This window comes from Devosia alba (genome assembly GCF_039938915.1).
GTDB classification, from domain to species: Bacteria; Pseudomonadota; Alphaproteobacteria; order Rhizobiales; family Devosiaceae; genus Devosia; species Devosia alba.
This window is the reverse complement of the sequence record NZ_JBDUUI010000008.1, coordinates 29,990-44,766: the sequence shown is the minus strand read 5'-3', so window position 1 is coordinate 44,766 and position 14,777 is coordinate 29,990. Positions and strand designations below refer to the sequence as shown.

Below are 14,777 nucleotides of genomic sequence, written 5' to 3'. Positions count from 1 at the left end.
CTAGTGCACAATTGCCGGCAGGGTTCCGGCGCCACGCAGGAACGTAGCGGCATCCATGGCGCCCTTGCCCTCGCGCTGCACCTGGGTGAGCCGCACCGCGCCCTCGCCACAGGCGATGGTCAGATCGCCCAGCAGTTCGCCGGGTGCGCCCGTGCCCTGGCCGAGCGTCGAGCGCAGGGCCTTGACCCGCACCAGCTTGCCGCCGAGCTCGATTTCAAACCAGGCGCCGGGGAAGGGCGACAGCCCGCGAATGTGATTGTGCACTTCGGCCGCCGGGCGCGACCAGTCGATCCGGGTTTCGGCCTTCTCGATCTTTTTGGCGTAGAGCGCGCCGTCTTCGGCTTGCGGGGTGAATTGCAGGCTGTCGCGCTCCAGCGCGGCAAAGGCCCGGCCCATCAGATCGGCACCCACAACCATCATGGTGTCGTGCAGTTCGCCCGCTGTCATGTCGGGGGAAATGGCAATGACCTCGCCCAGCCCGATCGGCCCGGTGTCGAGCCCTTCTTCCATCTGCATCACCTGAATGCCGGTCTGGCGGTCGCCGGCCATGATCGCGCGCTGAATTGGCGCCGCGCCGCGCCAGCGCGGCAGCAGCGATCCATGCAGGTTCAGGCATCCCAGGCGTGGCGCCTCCAGAATGGGTTTGGGCAGCAGCAGGCCATAGGCCACGACGATGGCGACATCGGCGTCATGGCTGGCAAAGATGATTTGCTCGGCCTCGCCCTTGAGCGAGCGGGGTGTGAATACCGGAAGGCCAAAAGCCTCAGCCGCCAGATGCACCGGCGACTTGCGCTCTTCCTGCCCCCGGCCGGCTGGCTTGGGCGCCCTGGTATAGACCGCCACAACCTCGTGCCCGCCCGATACGATCTCGGTCAGCGTGGGCACGGAAAATTCGGGCGTACCCATGAAGACGACGCGCATTGGGCGGAACTTTCGTGTTTGCCCGCCCGGCGGGGCAGGCGACATTCTAGCCGACGGCGCGCTTGGCGGCCTTGTCGAACTTCTTGATCACCCGGTCGCGCTTGAGGCGGCTGAGATAATCGATATAGAGCACGCCATCGAGGTGATCGAGTTCGTGCTGGATGCAGACGGCAAACCTGCCTTCGGCTTCCCTGGTGACTTCCTTGCCCTCAAGGTCGGTGTATTTCACCACCACATCATTGGGGCGCTCGACCTCGTAGTAAAGCTCGGGGATCGACAGGCAGCCCTCTTCGGTCACCTGAATCTGCTCGCCGAAATGGGTGATCTCGGGATTGATCATGACCAATGGCTCGGGCGTTTCGTCTTCGCCGGCCAGATCCATCACCACAATACGCTTCATCACGCCAATCTGGGGTGCGGCCAGGCCAATGCCCGGCGCATCATACATGGTTTCCAGCATGTCGCTGGCCAGCGCCTTGATCTCATCATCGATCTCGGCGATCGGATCAGTGACGGCCCGCAGGCGCGCATCGGGAATGACAAGAATGGGGCGGATAGCCATGGGTGTTGGTCCGGCAATTAAGGGATGTGCCTCTCGATATGGTATTTTCGCGCGTAAGGTCAACTCTTGTGGCCCCTAACTGCGCTGATCACCCATAGAACATTAGAGGAACGGCTCGAATCGGCTAGACTCGCCTGATGGACACAGTGATTTTTATGCTCGGCGACTGGCCGGTTACCTCCGCAATGGCGGCAATCCTGGGCGGGCTGCTGCTCGTGCTGCTGGTTGGCGCCGTGATGATCGCCGCCATGCGGGCCAGCGCGGCGCGGGCCGAAGCCGCTGCCCAGCAGGCGACCGAGCAGTTGCGCGCCAATTTTCTGGTCCAGATTGGCGAACGCGACAGCCGCATCCACGAGCTTGACCACCAGTTGGCCCAGGAGCGCGAACGCGGCGAGGAACTGCTCGATATCGAACGCGAAAAGGCCGCCTCTCTGCGCGCCGATAATTCGGGCCTGCGCGCCAGCATGGCCGAGCAGGCCAAGCAGTCCGAAGAGAACCTCAAGCGCTTCCTTGAAGCGCGCCAGCACATGACCGACGAGTTCAAGTCCATCGCCGGCGACGTGCTCAAAAGCCATAGCGAGACCTTCTCCAAGCAGAACCGCGAGCAGGTCGACGTGCTGCTCAAGCCGCTCAACGAGAAGATCGTCGAGTTTCAGGGCGAATTGCTGCGCGACCGGGCCACCATGGGCGAACAGATCCGCGCTTTGGCGGCCAGCAATCTCCAGATCACCACCGAGGCGCAGAACCTCACCCGTGCCCTCAAGGGCAATTCCCAGACGCAGGGCTCGTGGGGGGAAATGATCCTCTCCACCATTCTGGAACGCTCCGGCCTGCGCGAAGGCGAGGAATTCATCACCCAGACCAGCCACACTGCCGAGGACGGCAGCCGCGTGCGCACCGACGTCGAGGTGCTGATGCCCAATAATGACCGGCTGGTCATCGACTCCAAGGTCTCGCTCACCGCCTTTGAGGCCTATGTCAATTGCGAGGATGAGGCCAAGGGCCAGTTCCTGCAGGCACACATCGTCTCGATCCGCAGCCACATCAAGACGCTGGGCGACAAGACCTATCAGCGTCATGCCCGCAGCAGCCTCGATTATGTGATGATGTTCGTACCCATTGAATCGGCGCTGGCCACCGCCATCCAGGCCGATGCCAAGCTGGTCGAATATGGCATGAGCCAGGGCGTCATGCTGACCACGCCCACCACGCTGATGACCGTGCTGCGTACGGTGCGCAACATCTGGGATGTCGAGAAGCGCCACCGCAATGCTGAGGAAATCGCCAGCCGCGCCGGCGCGCTCTACGACAAGGTCGTCGGTTTTCTGGGCAGCATGGACAAGCTCGACGGCCATCTCGACAAGGCGCGCTCCAGCTTTGATGCGGCGCGCGGGCAGCTGTCATCGGGCAAGGGCAATGTGGTGCGGCAGGTGGAAATGCTGCGCGAACTTGGCGCCAAATCCAGTCAGGTCATTCCACCGAGCTGGGATAGTGGCGACGTCAAGCAAGACGACGTTGAACCCACCTTGCGCCTGGTGGTGGATGACCCAGGCGATCTGGCCTGAGGCTAGATCAGCGTGCGCGCCTTGAGCGCCTGGCTCAATGTACCCTCATCAAGATAATCCAGCTCGCCACCCACCGGCACGCCATGGGCCAGACGGGTGACCTTGATATCGGAGCCGGCCAGTCGATCGGTGATGTAATGGGCGGTGGTCTGCCCTTCGACGGTGGCATTGACCGCCAGCACGATTTCACTGAATTCGGGCGCCCGGGCGATGAGTTCATTGATGGAAATGTCTTGGGGGCCCACGCCATCAAGCGGAGACAGTACGCCGCCCAGCACGTGATAGCGCACGGCGCCGACCCCGGCGCGTTCCAGCGCCCATAGATCGGCTACGTCTTCCACCACGATCAGCATGCCGCTCTCGCCGCGCCGCGGGTCAGAACAGATGGTGCAGGGGCTGATGGTATCGACATTGCCGCACACTTCGCAGCTGCGCACCGCCACCACCGCGCGATCCAGCGCCGCCGAGAGCGGGATCATCAGCTGCTCTTTTTTCTTGATCAACTGCAGTACCGCACGGCGAGCCGAACGGGGACCAAGCCCTGGCAGGCGTGCCAGCAGCTGGATCAGTTGCTCAATCTCGGGTCCGCCATTGGCCATTTGGGGCGCTAGCTCGTGGTCAAATGGATTAGCAGAATGTTAACAAGAGAGGCACCTTCAGAACGGCAGGTTCATGCCGGGCGGGATCGGCAGCCCGGCCGTGACTTCCTTCATGCGCTCCTGCATGGCCGCTTCGCTCTTGGCCTTTGCGTCGGCATGGGCGGCGATGATGAGGTCCTCAAGCACCTCGACATCGTCTTCCTTGAACATTGAGGGGTCGATCTTGACCCCCCTCATGTCGCCCTTGCCGCTCAGTGACACGGTGACCATGCCGCCGCCGGAGCGGCCTTCGACCACCAGCGCGGCAAGCTCGGCCTGCATGGCCTCCATCTTGCCCTTCATTTCGCCGGCGGCCTTCATCATTCCCATGATGTCTTTCATTCGTCGTCCTCTTCGGGTGGGGGTGGCGGGGCATCGTCAACAATGGCAGCGTCGTCGCGCACCTTGACGTTGACGACCCTTGCCCCGGGAAATGTCTCAAGAATGGCTTTCACCAGTGGATCTTCATGCGCCGCAGCATGGTCGGCCTGCTTACGCTGCTCGGTCTGCTGCCGCACGGTCAGCCCCTCGGGGGGCTTGCTCGATACCATGATCAGCCAGCGCTCGCCGGTCCAGGCCTGCAGCCGCGCCGACAGGGTCGCGATAATGCCGGGATCGGTGCCGTCCAGCAGCGCCACTTCAATGCGGCCCTGTTCAAACGAAACCGGCCGCATCGAGCCTTCCAGCGCCAGCTTGACCAGCACATCGCGCTTGGCCTGGGCCAGCGCAATCAGCTCCTTGTAGCTCCCCACACTCGCCAGCGCGGGCTGGATCTGCGCCTGCGGCACGACCGGCTGGCTCGATATGGCTTCGGTGTCGACGGGACGCGGCTGCTCAATCCGCATGGCCGAAGAACCGCCTGACGGGCCTCGCGGCATGGGCATCATCGTCTGCGGGCCCGGCGACTGCGCCGGCTGGTTGGCCAGCTTGGCGATCAGATCGTCGGGGCTGGGCAGGTCGGCGGCATAGGCCAGCCGGATCAGCACCATTTCGGCGGCCTGCAGGCCATTATTGGCCCGCGCTACCTCGTCATAGCCCTTGAACAGGATCTGCCAGGCCCGGGTCAGGGCCCGCATCGGCAGTTTCCCCGCCAGCTCGGCGCCACGCTTGCGCTCATCGGGCGTCAGGGACACATCCTCGGCGGCTGCCGGCACCACCTTGATGCGGGTGACCAGATGGGTGAAATCGGCCAGATCGGCGACCAGAGTCTGCGGGTCAGCGCCCATGTCATAGAGCGCGCGCATGGTTTCGACAGCGGCACCAATCTGCCCACCCATCAGCTCTTCAAACAGATCGATGATCCGCGCCCGGTCGCCCAGGCCCAGCATGGCCTTGACCGTCGCAGCGGTGACCGTGCCATTGCCATGAGCAATGGCCTGATCGAGCAGGCTGAGATTGTCGCGGGCCGAGCCTTCGCCGGCGCGCACGATCATCGCCAGGGCCTCGGGCTCGAAGCCGATGCCCTCCTGACCCAGGATCGATTCGAGATAGGCCGTCATGATTTCGGATGTGATGCGGCGCAGATCAAACCGCATGCAGCGGCTCAGAATCGTCACCGGCACCTTGCGGATCTCGGTGGTCGCAAAGATGAACTTCACATAGGGCGGCGGCTCTTCCAGCGTCTTGAGCAGCCCGTTGAAGGCCGCCGTGGAGAGCATGTGCACCTCGTCGATCACATAGACCTTGTAGGGCGCCGAGGACGGCGCGTATTTGACCGAGTCGATGATTTCGCGAATGTCGCCAATACCGGTATTGGAGGCAGCGTCCATCTCGATCACGTCGACATGGCGGCCCTCAATGATGGCGCGGCAGTGCTCGCCCTCGACGCTCAGATCGAGCGTGGGATGCGGGCCACTGGCATCTTCATAATTGAAGGCCCGGGCCAGAATGCGCGCCGTCGTGGTTTTGCCCACCCCGCGCACACCCGTCAGAATGAAGGCATGGTGGATGCGGTTCTGCGTGAACGCATTGCCCAGCGTCTGCACCATCGCATCCTGGCCAACCAGCGTGGTGAAGTCAGCCGGCCGGTATTTGCGGGCGAGAACGAGATAGGGCGAGGTCATAGCGTCAGCCATCGTGCCCCTCAAGGTCAAGGTTCGGGAATCTGCCTGCGGTCATACGACCATCATAGAGGCAAGTAGGAGGCTGGCAACGACCCGTGCAGGTCTCGTTGGGGCTGCTTCCTTCCGGACCTGACCCGGTTGGCGAGGAACACGTCCGCGCCAACCTCCCGGCCGCTATATGCGAACTAATTCCGCCGATGGCAAGGGCCCCGGCACAAACGGTGCCAGTCGTGCGGCTCGCGTTGCGGTCATTCTCCTCATCGGCTAGACGAGGCGGCAGCACAGGAGATCGCATTCATGGCCAAGCGCCGCCCAACTTCACTGCGGACGTCCAAACAGGACATCGCATCAGCCAGGCTTGTGCCCAGAACGCCACAGACTGAATCATCGGCCTATCGTCTGGCCTTTGCCGACGATGAATTTCTGACATCGGACGATACGCGCGGCATTCGCTTCCAGCTTGAGTATCTCAAGCCCGAATTTACCCTGCGCGAGCGCGGCATCAATTCCACCGTGGTCCTGTTTGGCGGCGCGCGTATTCCCGAGCCCGGCAAGGATGCCTGGGCCGCCAAGAATGATACTCAGCGCAAAAATCTTGAGGCCGCTTCACGCTATTATGATGAAGCCCGTCGCTTTGCGCAGCTGGCCTCAAGCATGGCCAAGATGCACGACAACAGTGAATTTGTGGTGGTTACCGGCGGCGGCCCCGGCGTGATGGAAGCAGGCAATCGCGGCGCCACCGACGTCGGCGCCCCCTCCATCGGCTTCAACATCGTGTTGCCGCATGAGCAGGCGCCTAATGTGTATGTGACGCCCGCACTGAGCTTCAACTTCCATTATTTCGCGACCCGCAAGATCCACTTCCTGATTCGCGCCAAGGTGGTGGCCGTATTCCCCGGGGGCTTTGGCACGCTGGACGAGTTTTTCGAGACTCTCACCTTGATCCAGACCGGCCGCATGGATCGTGTGCCACTGCTGCTGTTCGGCAAGGAATTCTGGGGCAAGGTGCTCAATCTCGAAGCCCTGGCCGAAATGGGGACCATTTCACCGGGCGACCTGGAGCTGTTCAATATTGTGGACAGCGCTGATCAGGGCTGGGATGTGGTGCGCAAGTTCTACAATTTGCCCGAGATTGACGAGGTCCTGCGCGGCGACTGATTCCGCCCGTCGCATCTGTCCAATATCGGGTGCGCTGTCGCCTGAACGCACTGGCCCGGGCGGCGCTGCGGGCCTAAGCTGGAGCGATAGCCGGGAGAGCCAGTATGTCAGACCAGTTTGATGCCATCGTCATCGGGGCCGGCCAGGCTGGGCCGTTTCTGGCCGCCCGCCTCGCCGCCACAAACAAGTCCGTCGCGCTGGTCGAGCGCAATCATCTCGGGGGCACCTGCGTCAATGATGGCTGCACCCCCACCAAGACTCTGGTGGCCAGCGCGCGTGCTGCCTGGATGGCCCGTCACGCGGGCGACTTTGGCGTTTCATTCAAGGGCCCGGTCAGAGTCGACATGAAGGCCGTCAAGGCGCGCAAGGATGCGGTGGTTGGCGCATCGGTACAGAGTCTGACCGAGTGGATCGGTGGCATCGAAACGCTGGACCATATTCGGAGCGAAGCCAGCTTCGTTTCACCCACAGTGGTCAAAATCGGTAGCCGAACCATCACGGCACCGCAGATCTTCATCAATACCGGCGCTACGGCCAATGTGCCCGATTGGCCAGGGCTGAGCACCGTGCCCTACCTCACCAACAGTTCGATCATGGACCTCGATAGTTTGCCCAGCCATCTGGTCATCGTCGGCGCCAGCTATATCGGGCTCGAATTTGCGCAGATGTACACGCGCTTTGGGGCCAAGGTGACGGTGATCGAGCGCGGCGACCGCCCTGCCGCGCGGGAGGACCAGGATATTTCGGGCTGGATCCGCAAGATTCTTGAGGCCGAAGGCGTCACCTTTCTGTTCAACACCAAGGTGGAATCAGTGGCGAGGGCCGGCGGCGGTATCTTGCTGTCGCTCAAGACCGGCTCGCGCCGCGCCTCGGTGGAAGGCAGCCACCTGCTGCTCGCTCTGGGCCGCACCCCCAATACCGGGGCACTCAATCTGGCAGCTGCGGGTGTTGCGGTTGACGAGCGCGGTTACATCGTCACCGACGAGCATTTGCGCACCAACGTACCCGGTATCTGGGCCATGGGCGACGTCAATGGCCGTGGCGCCTTCACCCACACCAGCTATAACGAATATGAGATTGTCGCCGACAATGTGATTGATGGCGGCAGCCGCTCGGTGGCCAACCGCATTCCCGTCTATGGCCTGTTCATCGATCCGCCGCTTGGGCGCATCGGCATGAGCGAGGCCGAGGTGCGCCAATCAGGCCGCAAGGCGCTGCTGGCTACGCGCCCCATGACGCAGGTCGCGCGCGCCAGGGAGCGCGGGGAAACCCAGGGCATGATGAAGGTGCTGGTGGATGCCGAAACCAGGAAGATCCTTGGTGCGGCCATTCTGGGCATTGGCGGCGACGAGGTGGTGCAGTCCTTGCTGCAATTGATGGCAGCAGGGACCTCTTATACTACCATGATGGAGACGGTGCACATCCATCCCACCGTGAGCGAGCTCCTTCCGACCCTGTTGGCCGACCTCGAGCCGCTGAACTAGATATCCGAGAACAGCACCACCGTGCTGCGGCCTCTCGCCTTGGCGGCGTAGCACGCCGCATCGGCTTCCCCCATGAACCCCAGCGGGGAGGCGGGCGTGGCCGTAATGGTGGTAACCCCAGCGCTGGCGCCGATCTGGTAGGTGCTACCAGCCCAATCGAACTGTAGCGCTCCAACTGCGCGGATGATCTTGTCGGCGATCACCTTGCCGGCCGCTGCCGGGCAGTCCAGCAGCAACACGGCAAACTCATCGCCACCGATCCGGGCGGCCATGTCCTGGCTGCGGCAACTGTCACGGATGGTTTGCGCAACCTGCTGCAACAACCTGTCCCCGGCCGCATGTCCTGCCGTATCGTTGACCGGCTTGAAGTGATCAAGGTCAATATAAACCAGACAGTGGCCATCCCCGTTCGCCGCCGTCGTGATCGCCTTGTTGAGTAAGCGATCAAAGGCGGCGCGGTTGGGCAAGCCGGTCAGGTCGTCATGATTGGCAGCGTGGGCCAGTTCCCGCTGCATCTGCCGGCTCTGCGTCACGTCCTGGAACACCAGCACTGCGCCAGTCAGCACATCGCCAGCCATCAACAGGGGCGAGGCCTTGCAGCGGATCTCCCGTTTGATCCCGCTGGGGCCGATCAGGATCATGTCATCATCGATGCTGACCACCTGGGCGCTCTTGAGACACTGCGCCACCGGGCACTGTTGCGGCGTGCCGGTTTCTCCTGCAAATACGGTGAACACCGCGTCGACCGGTCGGCCCAGGGCCTGCGCGCTCGTGTATCCGGTCAGTGCTTCGGCGGCCGGGTTCATGAAAACGACATTGCCCTCGGTGTCTGTTGAAACCATGCCGTCGGCAATGGCTTCCAGCGTCACGCGCAGCCGTTCTTTTTCGGCGGCCAGTTCCGTCTCGACGGTCTTGAGGCGGGTCACATCGGTATCGGTACCCAGGGTGCGGACGGGCTTGCCGTCGGCGTCCCACTCCACCGGCTTGCCGCGGCTGAGAATCCACACATAACTGCCATCGCGCTTGCGCTCGCGATACTCCAGGGCGTCAAAATCCTCGTCGCCCCGATCCTGCTTCTCGACGTTGTCGAGCACATGCTGCAGATCATCGGGGTGGATCCGTTGCAGCCATTTCTGCTGGTCACCATCCACATCCTCATCCGGCGGAATGCCGCGCATGATGCGCCACATACGCGAATAGAACATGGTGTCCGTGCGAATATCATGGTCCCAGACGCCCTGGCCCGCGCCTTCCAGCGCAAAGTTCCAGCGGCTTTCCGAATAGGCCAGCGCCTCCTCGGCCTTTTTCTGCCGATCAATACTGGCCACCTGGACAATCAGGTAGTGGGCCCCATCGGGTTGCTCGTCGCGCAATACCGAGGCCGCAACCGCCACCCAGAGCGGGCTGCCATCGCCGTGACGAAACCGGTGCTCGCCCCGGTACTCATCGGCTTCGCCGCGCATCAGGCGCTGCAAATGCTGCCTGCCGGCGCTCTCGTCCTCGGCATGCACCAGGTCGAGAATGCCCGATGGCACTTCGGCACCATGCCCGAGGATGTCGTGAAATGCCTGATTGGCGTAGACCAGCGAGCCCGCCATGTCGCAAACCACCATGCCCACTGCCGCGCAATCCACAATGCGGATCAGCATCGAATTGATCTGCGAAAAGCGGTGCAGGGGCAGAACGGCGGTATTGGGGCGAACTGGCATCCGTTCAGTGTGGAACGGACCTGTTAAATATCTAGCTAATTTTGTCTCACAATTCACGCGATGTGATGAAATCGCGCTCCGTGGCCAGGCCGTGCCATTCACTGGGGATCTCGCTGTCAAAGATCAGCGTGTAGGGGCCCTTGTAACCCGCCGCTTCGGCCAGCGCGATGCACTGGCCATAATCGGCCTCATCAAGGTCGCCATCGATGAAACTCGCCTTGGCGTGGCACAATTCGGCCCGATTGAAGATCGATTTGAGATCGGCGTATTTCTCGGGCCCGCTCCAATTGCCGAAATCCGCCAGCAGACCAATACGGCCATCGAGTTTGTCGAGCAGGAAATGCACATGCGCCGGCTCGGCCAACAGGTCGAACCAGTTCTCGGTCACCAGCCGCACATCTGAGCCGGCATTGCCATCGGCCAGTGCCGTCAGTGCCTTGACCGAGCGATCCAGTGCATCGCGCGTAGGCTTCTGTTTGCCGGCAATAATCCGGGCGTTCTGGGCGCCAAGTTCATTGGCGATTTCGATCCAGCTGGCAATCCAGGCCTGATCGTGTTCGCCATGTTCGGGATGGCTGATATCGCCGGCATCGATCAGCAGCGTCTGCAGGGTGACATCGGCAATTTTGAGCTGATCGCGCAGTTCACCCAGATAGACCGGGTCGCGGCTGCGCAGGTGAAACGAGACGATCTCGAGCCGGTGATAGCCATGATTGGCCAGCACGGAGGGCAGGCCCAGCAGGGATTCCTCACCCTCGCCATAGGTCTCCTGCATCGGCCCGATTTCGGTGGTGGTCAGGTCGTGCGGGTAGGTCATGCCGAGCAGGCGGTGCAGCGACCAGGTCGAAACCGCAATGCGGTCAGGGCTGATTTGGGCCATAGGGAAATTCTCCATTTGCGGCGGACACTTCCATGCCAAGGCGCTGGATTCAACCGCTATTATCGCTCAGTCAGTCACGTTGCTGAAGTGATGATGGGTCTGCAACCGGCCAATGGCCTCGGCCGGTTGCAGGACGGCAATCGCGGCGACTAGTAAGCCCATTCGCCCTTGCGCATCACCGGCTCGACGCTGCCATCGGCATGGACGCCGTCAATGTCGATCTTGTCGCTGCCGATCATCCAGTCGATATGGATATTGGAGCTGTTGCCGCCCCGGGCGTTGATCTCGGCCTGGGTCAGATCCTTGCCGCCTTCAAAGCAATCCGAATAGCACTGGCCCTGCGCGATATGGCAGGAGGCGTTCTCGTCATAGAGCGTGTTGAAGAACAGGATGCCTGAAGCCGAAATCGGCGAGGAGTGTGGCACCAGGGCCACCTCGCCGAGGTGGCGGCCACCCTCGTCGGTGTCGAGCACCTTGTTGAAGATGTCCTGTCCCTTGGACGCCTTGAGCTCGACCAGCCGGCCACCCTCAAAGCGCGCCTGCATGTCCTCGATCAGCGTGCCGTTGTGGCTGAGCGGCTTGGTCGCCGCGACGTGCCCGTCGACGCGCAAGCGGTGCGGCGTGGTGAATACTTCCTCGGTCGGAATATTGGGATTGCAGGTAATCCCGTTCTTGGCCTCCGAGGCGCCGCCCTTCCAGCGGTGGCCATCGGCCAGCCCAACGGTCAGATCGGTTCCCGGACCGGTATATTTCAGCGCCGAGAACGCCTTGCCATTCAGCCAGCTCCAGCGTGCCTTGAGATTGGCATTGTGCTCGGCCCAGGCGGCAATCGGATCGTCGACATCAACGCGGCTGGCCTTGAAGATCGCATCGGCCAGCTTGCCCACCGCGACCTCTTCACTGTCATCGGGGAACACCAGCTTGGCCCAGGCGGCGCTGGGGTAGGAGACAATGTTCCAGTTGATATCAAAGCCGGTGATCAGCTGCAGCGCCGGCTTGTAGGCCGCCGAATTGGCGCGCTGGGCGCGGCTGACCTTGTCGGGGTCCTGCCCGGACAGCATCATCGGATTGTCGCCGGCAATCGCCAGCCGGGCGGCATTGCCCTTGAAGGCCTCGGCCATGCCCGAATAGAGCCAGCCGGCGGCTTTGTCGAAGCTCTGGTCATTGGCGTATTTGTAGCGGGCCAGGGTCGCTTCTTCGTCGGAATAGATCGTGGTCACCACACCGGCACCGGCCTTGTAGGCATGCTCGGTGATGCGGCGCACCAGTGGTGCGGCAGTCATTGGCGCGGTCATCACCAGATCCTGGCCCTCGGCCAGTTGCAGGCCGACCTTGATGGCGACCTGGGCGAGTTTGTCGAGCTTGACGGGATCAATGGTCATTTTGGCAATGTCTCTTGGCTTTGAGTCTGGTTGGCCGGGAGGGTAGCGCCGGAATGGGGACGACGCTACCCTCTGGAAGGGCAGGGCCACCACGCGCTGGCGACAGCGGCGCTTTGACCGGTCGGGCGGCACGCGACGGGCGCCTGGCTTGCCCTGTGGCTTTCGCGCATCACTGGGACGCCGTAGCGAAATACCCCGTTGGCAAGGGTGAACTGTTTCGCTACAAAATCGCCACCGCTTCAGATCACCAGCAAGGGAGGCGTTGTATGATAGTGACATTCATCGAGCTTCCCGCAGGCAGAAACCGGGCCTAGGCCCCTGCTATCCGCGGCCCGCCGTACAGGCCTGCCGCCCGCGGTTCTTCCCATCACAGTCCGACTGATCTGACGGGATCATTGCCCCCGTTCCGACTGTGCCTTTCATCCCCTGCTGCTGAGGGCCGGTCGCCGGAGAACGGGACCGGGCTGCCACTATGAGCCAGAATAGACGTCACAACCGCGCCAATGCGTTTCGCAATGTGCTCGGCTTCACCTTCCGCCACTGGGCCAATCAACCGCTCCGTGCCGCCGTCATTGCGCTGCTGGTGCTCGCAGCAACGCTGGCGGAGGCTTTCAGCCCGATTTTCGCCGGCCGCATGGTCGACGCCGTTGCCTCGGGCAGTGGCCAGGATGATGCGTTCTGGATTCCGGCGCTGACGGCCTTTGCCACCATGACAGGCCTCTATGTCGGCTCGGTCATCCTGCGCCAGTTCGTGTTCTTCACACTGATCGGGTTCACGCTCAAGATCATGAACGATGTCATCGCCAATGCCTTCCAGCGGGTGCAGCGCTTCTCGACCGATTGGCACGCCAACAGCTTTGCCGGCTCGACGGTGCGCAAGATCACCCGCGGCTCGGGCGCCATCGACCTGCTCAACGACGTGCTGCTGGTGGCCTTGCTGCCCTCGCTGGTCATGCTGGTGGGCGCCACGGTGATCCTGGGCATCGTCTGGCCAGTGATGGGTCTGGTCGTGGGGCTGGGCTCGCTGATCTATGTCGGCATCACCACCTGGCTGTCGATCAGCTTTGTGGCGCCGGCCGGCTCGCTGGCCAATACCTGGGACACCAGGATGGGCGGCGCACTGGCCGATGCGGTGAGCTGCAATGCGGTGGTCAAGGCCTTCGGCTCGGAAACGCGCGAGGAGACCATCCTTGGCCAGGTGGTCAGCAAATGGCGCCACCGCACCAGGCGGGTGTGGCAGCGCGGCACGCTCAATGGCGGGGCGCAGGGCCTGATGATGGCCTTGATGCAGGCTGCCATCCTGGGCACCGCCTTGCTGTTGTGGCAGCGGGGCGCGGCAACGCCGGGTGACATCACCTTCGTGCTGACCATGTTCTTCGTGCTGCAGGGCTATTTGCGCGATGTGGGCCAGCACATCCGCAATTTGCAGCGTTCGGTGAACGACATGGAGGAGCTGGTGGCGCTCGATAGCCAGAATTACGGCATTGAAGACAAGCCCGATGCGCCGCCGATTGCCATTGGCGACGGCGCCATCGCCTTTGACAAGGTGACCTTCCAGTATGGTTCGCACCCGACGCCGCTCTACCGCGATTTCTCGGTCAGCATCGCGCCCGGTGAGCGGGTGGGCCTGGTTGGGCGTTCCGGCTCGGGCAAGACGACCTTCGTCAAGCTGATCCAGCGGCTCTATGACATCAATGACGGCGCCATCACCATTGATGGCCAGAACATTGCTGACGTGCAGCAGTCCAGCTTGCGGAGCCAGATCGCCATCGTGCAGCAGGAGCCCATCCTGTTCCACCGGACGCTGGCCGAGAACATCGCCTATGCCCGCCCCGGCGCCACGCGCGCCGAGATCGAGCTGGCGGCGACCCAGGCCAATGCTCACCACTTCATCGCCAACCTGCCCAAAGGCTACCAGACCATGGTGGGCGAGCGCGGGGTGAAACTGTCGGGTGGTGAACGGCAGCGCGTGGCCATCGCCCGGGCGTTCCTGGCCGATGCCCGCGTGCTGATCCTTGACGAAGCCACCTCGAGTCTGGACAGCGAAAGCGAGGCCCAGATCCAGGAGGCGATGGAGCGCCTGATGGTGGGCCGCACCACCTTGGTGATCGCGCACCGGCTGTCGACCGTGCGGGCGCTTGATCGTCTGCTGGTGTTCGACAAGGGCCGGATCATCGAAGAGGGTGATCACCGGGCACTGGTCGGGCTCAAGGGCGGGATATATCGCCGGCTGTTTGAGCAGCAGGCGCTGGAACTGACCAAGGGCATGGTGGCCTGATACCGCAGTTCCCGAAGGCCCAGTCGTCTCCCTCCCCCTTGTGGGGAGGGGTCAAGGGTGGGGGTGGTTTGGCCACGCTATCGGGGCTCCCGCACCCCCACCCGGCTCGATCGCGGACTTAGCAAGCCAAGTCCTAT

At 62.7% G+C, this 14,777-nt stretch carries 12 protein-coding genes and 1 other RNA gene; 4 read left to right on the top strand and 9 right to left on the bottom strand.

Annotated elements, in window-relative coordinates; all coding sequences use genetic code 11:
* Both fmt and def read right to left on the bottom strand, forming a co-directional pair.
* Entirely contained in the window at positions 1 to 921 is a 921-nt protein-coding gene (gene fmt / locus ABFY71_RS12595; RefSeq protein WP_347946348.1) for a methionyl-tRNA formyltransferase, read from the bottom strand.
* Between the two features lie 46 nt (positions 922 to 967).
* Entirely contained in the window at positions 968 to 1,483 is a 516-nt protein-coding gene (gene def / locus ABFY71_RS12590; RefSeq protein WP_347946347.1) for a peptide deformylase, read from the bottom strand.
* 137 nt (positions 1,484 to 1,620) lie between these two features.
* On the opposite strand from def, the gene ABFY71_RS12585 reads away from it, so the two are divergent.
* Positions 1,621 to 3,048, top strand: a complete 1,428-nt coding sequence (locus ABFY71_RS12585; protein WP_347946346.1) for a DNA recombination protein RmuC — start codon at positions 1,621 to 1,623, stop codon at positions 3,046 to 3,048.
* Between the two features lie 2 nt (positions 3,049 to 3,050).
* On the opposite strand, the gene recR is transcribed toward ABFY71_RS12585, so the two are convergent.
* The 4 genes from recR to ffs form a co-directional block, all read right to left on the bottom strand.
* Positions 3,051 to 3,647, bottom strand: coding sequence for a recombination mediator RecR (gene recR / locus ABFY71_RS12580; protein ID WP_347946345.1), 597 nt, complete (start codon positions 3,645 to 3,647; stop codon positions 3,051 to 3,053).
* Positions 3,648 to 3,704: 57 nt separating this feature from the next.
* Complete coding sequence (locus tag ABFY71_RS12575) at positions 3,705 to 4,028, bottom strand: YbaB/EbfC family nucleoid-associated protein (RefSeq protein ID WP_305577481.1); 324 nt, start codon at positions 4,026 to 4,028, stop codon at positions 3,705 to 3,707.
* A complete protein-coding gene (locus ABFY71_RS12570) occupies positions 4,025 to 5,761 on the bottom strand; it encodes a DNA polymerase III subunit gamma/tau (RefSeq protein WP_347946344.1) in 1,737 nt (578 codons plus the stop codon). Before ABFY71_RS12570 ends, ABFY71_RS12575 begins: the two co-directional genes overlap by 4 nt.
* Before the next feature lie 61 nt (positions 5,762 to 5,822).
* Positions 5,823 to 5,918, bottom strand: an RNA gene (ffs, locus tag ABFY71_RS12565) — signal recognition particle sRNA small type.
* A gap of 128 nt (positions 5,919 to 6,046) precedes the next feature.
* Between ffs and ABFY71_RS12560 the strand changes: the two genes are divergently transcribed.
* Both ABFY71_RS12560 and ABFY71_RS12555 read left to right on the top strand, forming a co-directional pair.
* Positions 6,047 to 6,907, top strand: coding sequence for an LOG family protein (locus ABFY71_RS12560; RefSeq protein ID WP_305577477.1), 861 nt, complete (start codon positions 6,047 to 6,049; stop codon positions 6,905 to 6,907).
* Between the two features lie 104 nt (positions 6,908 to 7,011).
* Entirely contained in the window at positions 7,012 to 8,391 is a 1,380-nt protein-coding gene (locus tag ABFY71_RS12555) for an FAD-containing oxidoreductase (RefSeq protein WP_347946342.1), read from the top strand.
* On the opposite strand, the gene ABFY71_RS12550 is transcribed toward ABFY71_RS12555, so the two are convergent.
* The 3 genes from ABFY71_RS12550 to ABFY71_RS12540 all read right to left on the bottom strand — a co-directional run bounded on the left by ABFY71_RS12550 (position 8,388) and on the right by ABFY71_RS12540 (position 12,362).
* On the bottom strand, positions 8,388 to 10,100 hold the full coding sequence (locus ABFY71_RS12550) for a diguanylate cyclase domain-containing protein (protein ID WP_347946341.1): 1,713 nt from the start codon (positions 10,098 to 10,100) through the stop codon (positions 8,388 to 8,390). The two genes, ABFY71_RS12555 and ABFY71_RS12550, sit on opposite strands and share 4 nt — an antisense overlap.
* A 46-nt stretch (positions 10,101 to 10,146) precedes the next feature.
* Positions 10,147 to 10,980: a sugar phosphate isomerase/epimerase family protein gene (locus ABFY71_RS12545; protein ID WP_347946339.1), complete on the bottom strand. Its 834-nt coding sequence runs from the start codon at positions 10,978 to 10,980 to the stop codon at positions 10,147 to 10,149.
* 149 nt (positions 10,981 to 11,129) lie between these two features.
* Complete coding sequence (locus ABFY71_RS12540) at positions 11,130 to 12,362, bottom strand: aminopeptidase (RefSeq protein WP_305577469.1); 1,233 nt, start codon at positions 12,360 to 12,362, stop codon at positions 11,130 to 11,132.
* A gap of 472 nt (positions 12,363 to 12,834) precedes the next feature.
* Between ABFY71_RS12540 and ABFY71_RS12535 the strand changes: the two genes are divergently transcribed.
* The gene (locus ABFY71_RS12535; RefSeq protein WP_347946338.1) at positions 12,835 to 14,640 is read left to right on the top strand and encodes an ABC transporter ATP-binding protein; all 1,806 of its coding nucleotides are present in this window, start codon (positions 12,835 to 12,837) and stop codon (positions 14,638 to 14,640) included.
* Positions 14,641 to 14,777 lie beyond the last annotated feature (137 nt).

Bases quoted from the DNA above. Each gene is read 5' to 3' on its own strand.
- fmt (WP_347946348.1), bottom strand. From the start codon at position 921: ATGCGCGTCGTCTTCATGGGTACGCCCGAATTTTCCGTGCCCACGCTG.
- def (WP_347946347.1), bottom strand. From the start codon at position 1,483: ATGGCTATCCGCCCCATTCTTGTCATTCCCGATGCGCGCCTGCGGGCC.
- ABFY71_RS12585 (WP_347946346.1), top strand. From the start codon at position 1,621: ATGGACACAGTGATTTTTATGCTCGGCGACTGGCCGGTTACCTCCGCA.
- recR (WP_347946345.1), bottom strand. From the start codon at position 3,647: ATGGCCAATGGCGGACCCGAGATTGAGCAACTGATCCAGCTGCTGGCA.
- ABFY71_RS12575 (WP_305577481.1), bottom strand. From the start codon at position 4,028: ATGAAAGACATCATGGGAATGATGAAGGCCGCCGGCGAAATGAAGGGC.
- ABFY71_RS12570 (WP_347946344.1), bottom strand. From the start codon at position 5,761: ATGGCTGACGCTATGACCTCGCCCTATCTCGTTCTCGCCCGCAAATAC.
- ABFY71_RS12560 (WP_305577477.1), top strand. From the start codon at position 6,047: ATGGCCAAGCGCCGCCCAACTTCACTGCGGACGTCCAAACAGGACATC.
- ABFY71_RS12555 (WP_347946342.1), top strand. From the start codon at position 7,012: ATGTCAGACCAGTTTGATGCCATCGTCATCGGGGCCGGCCAGGCTGGG.
- ABFY71_RS12550 (WP_347946341.1), bottom strand. From the start codon at position 10,100: ATGCCAGTTCGCCCCAATACCGCCGTTCTGCCCCTGCACCGCTTTTCG.
- ABFY71_RS12545 (WP_347946339.1), bottom strand. From the start codon at position 10,980: ATGGCCCAAATCAGCCCTGACCGCATTGCGGTTTCGACCTGGTCGCTG.
- ABFY71_RS12540 (WP_305577469.1), bottom strand. From the start codon at position 12,362: ATGACCATTGATCCCGTCAAGCTCGACAAACTCGCCCAGGTCGCCATC.
- ABFY71_RS12535 (WP_347946338.1), top strand. From the start codon at position 12,835: ATGAGCCAGAATAGACGTCACAACCGCGCCAATGCGTTTCGCAATGTG.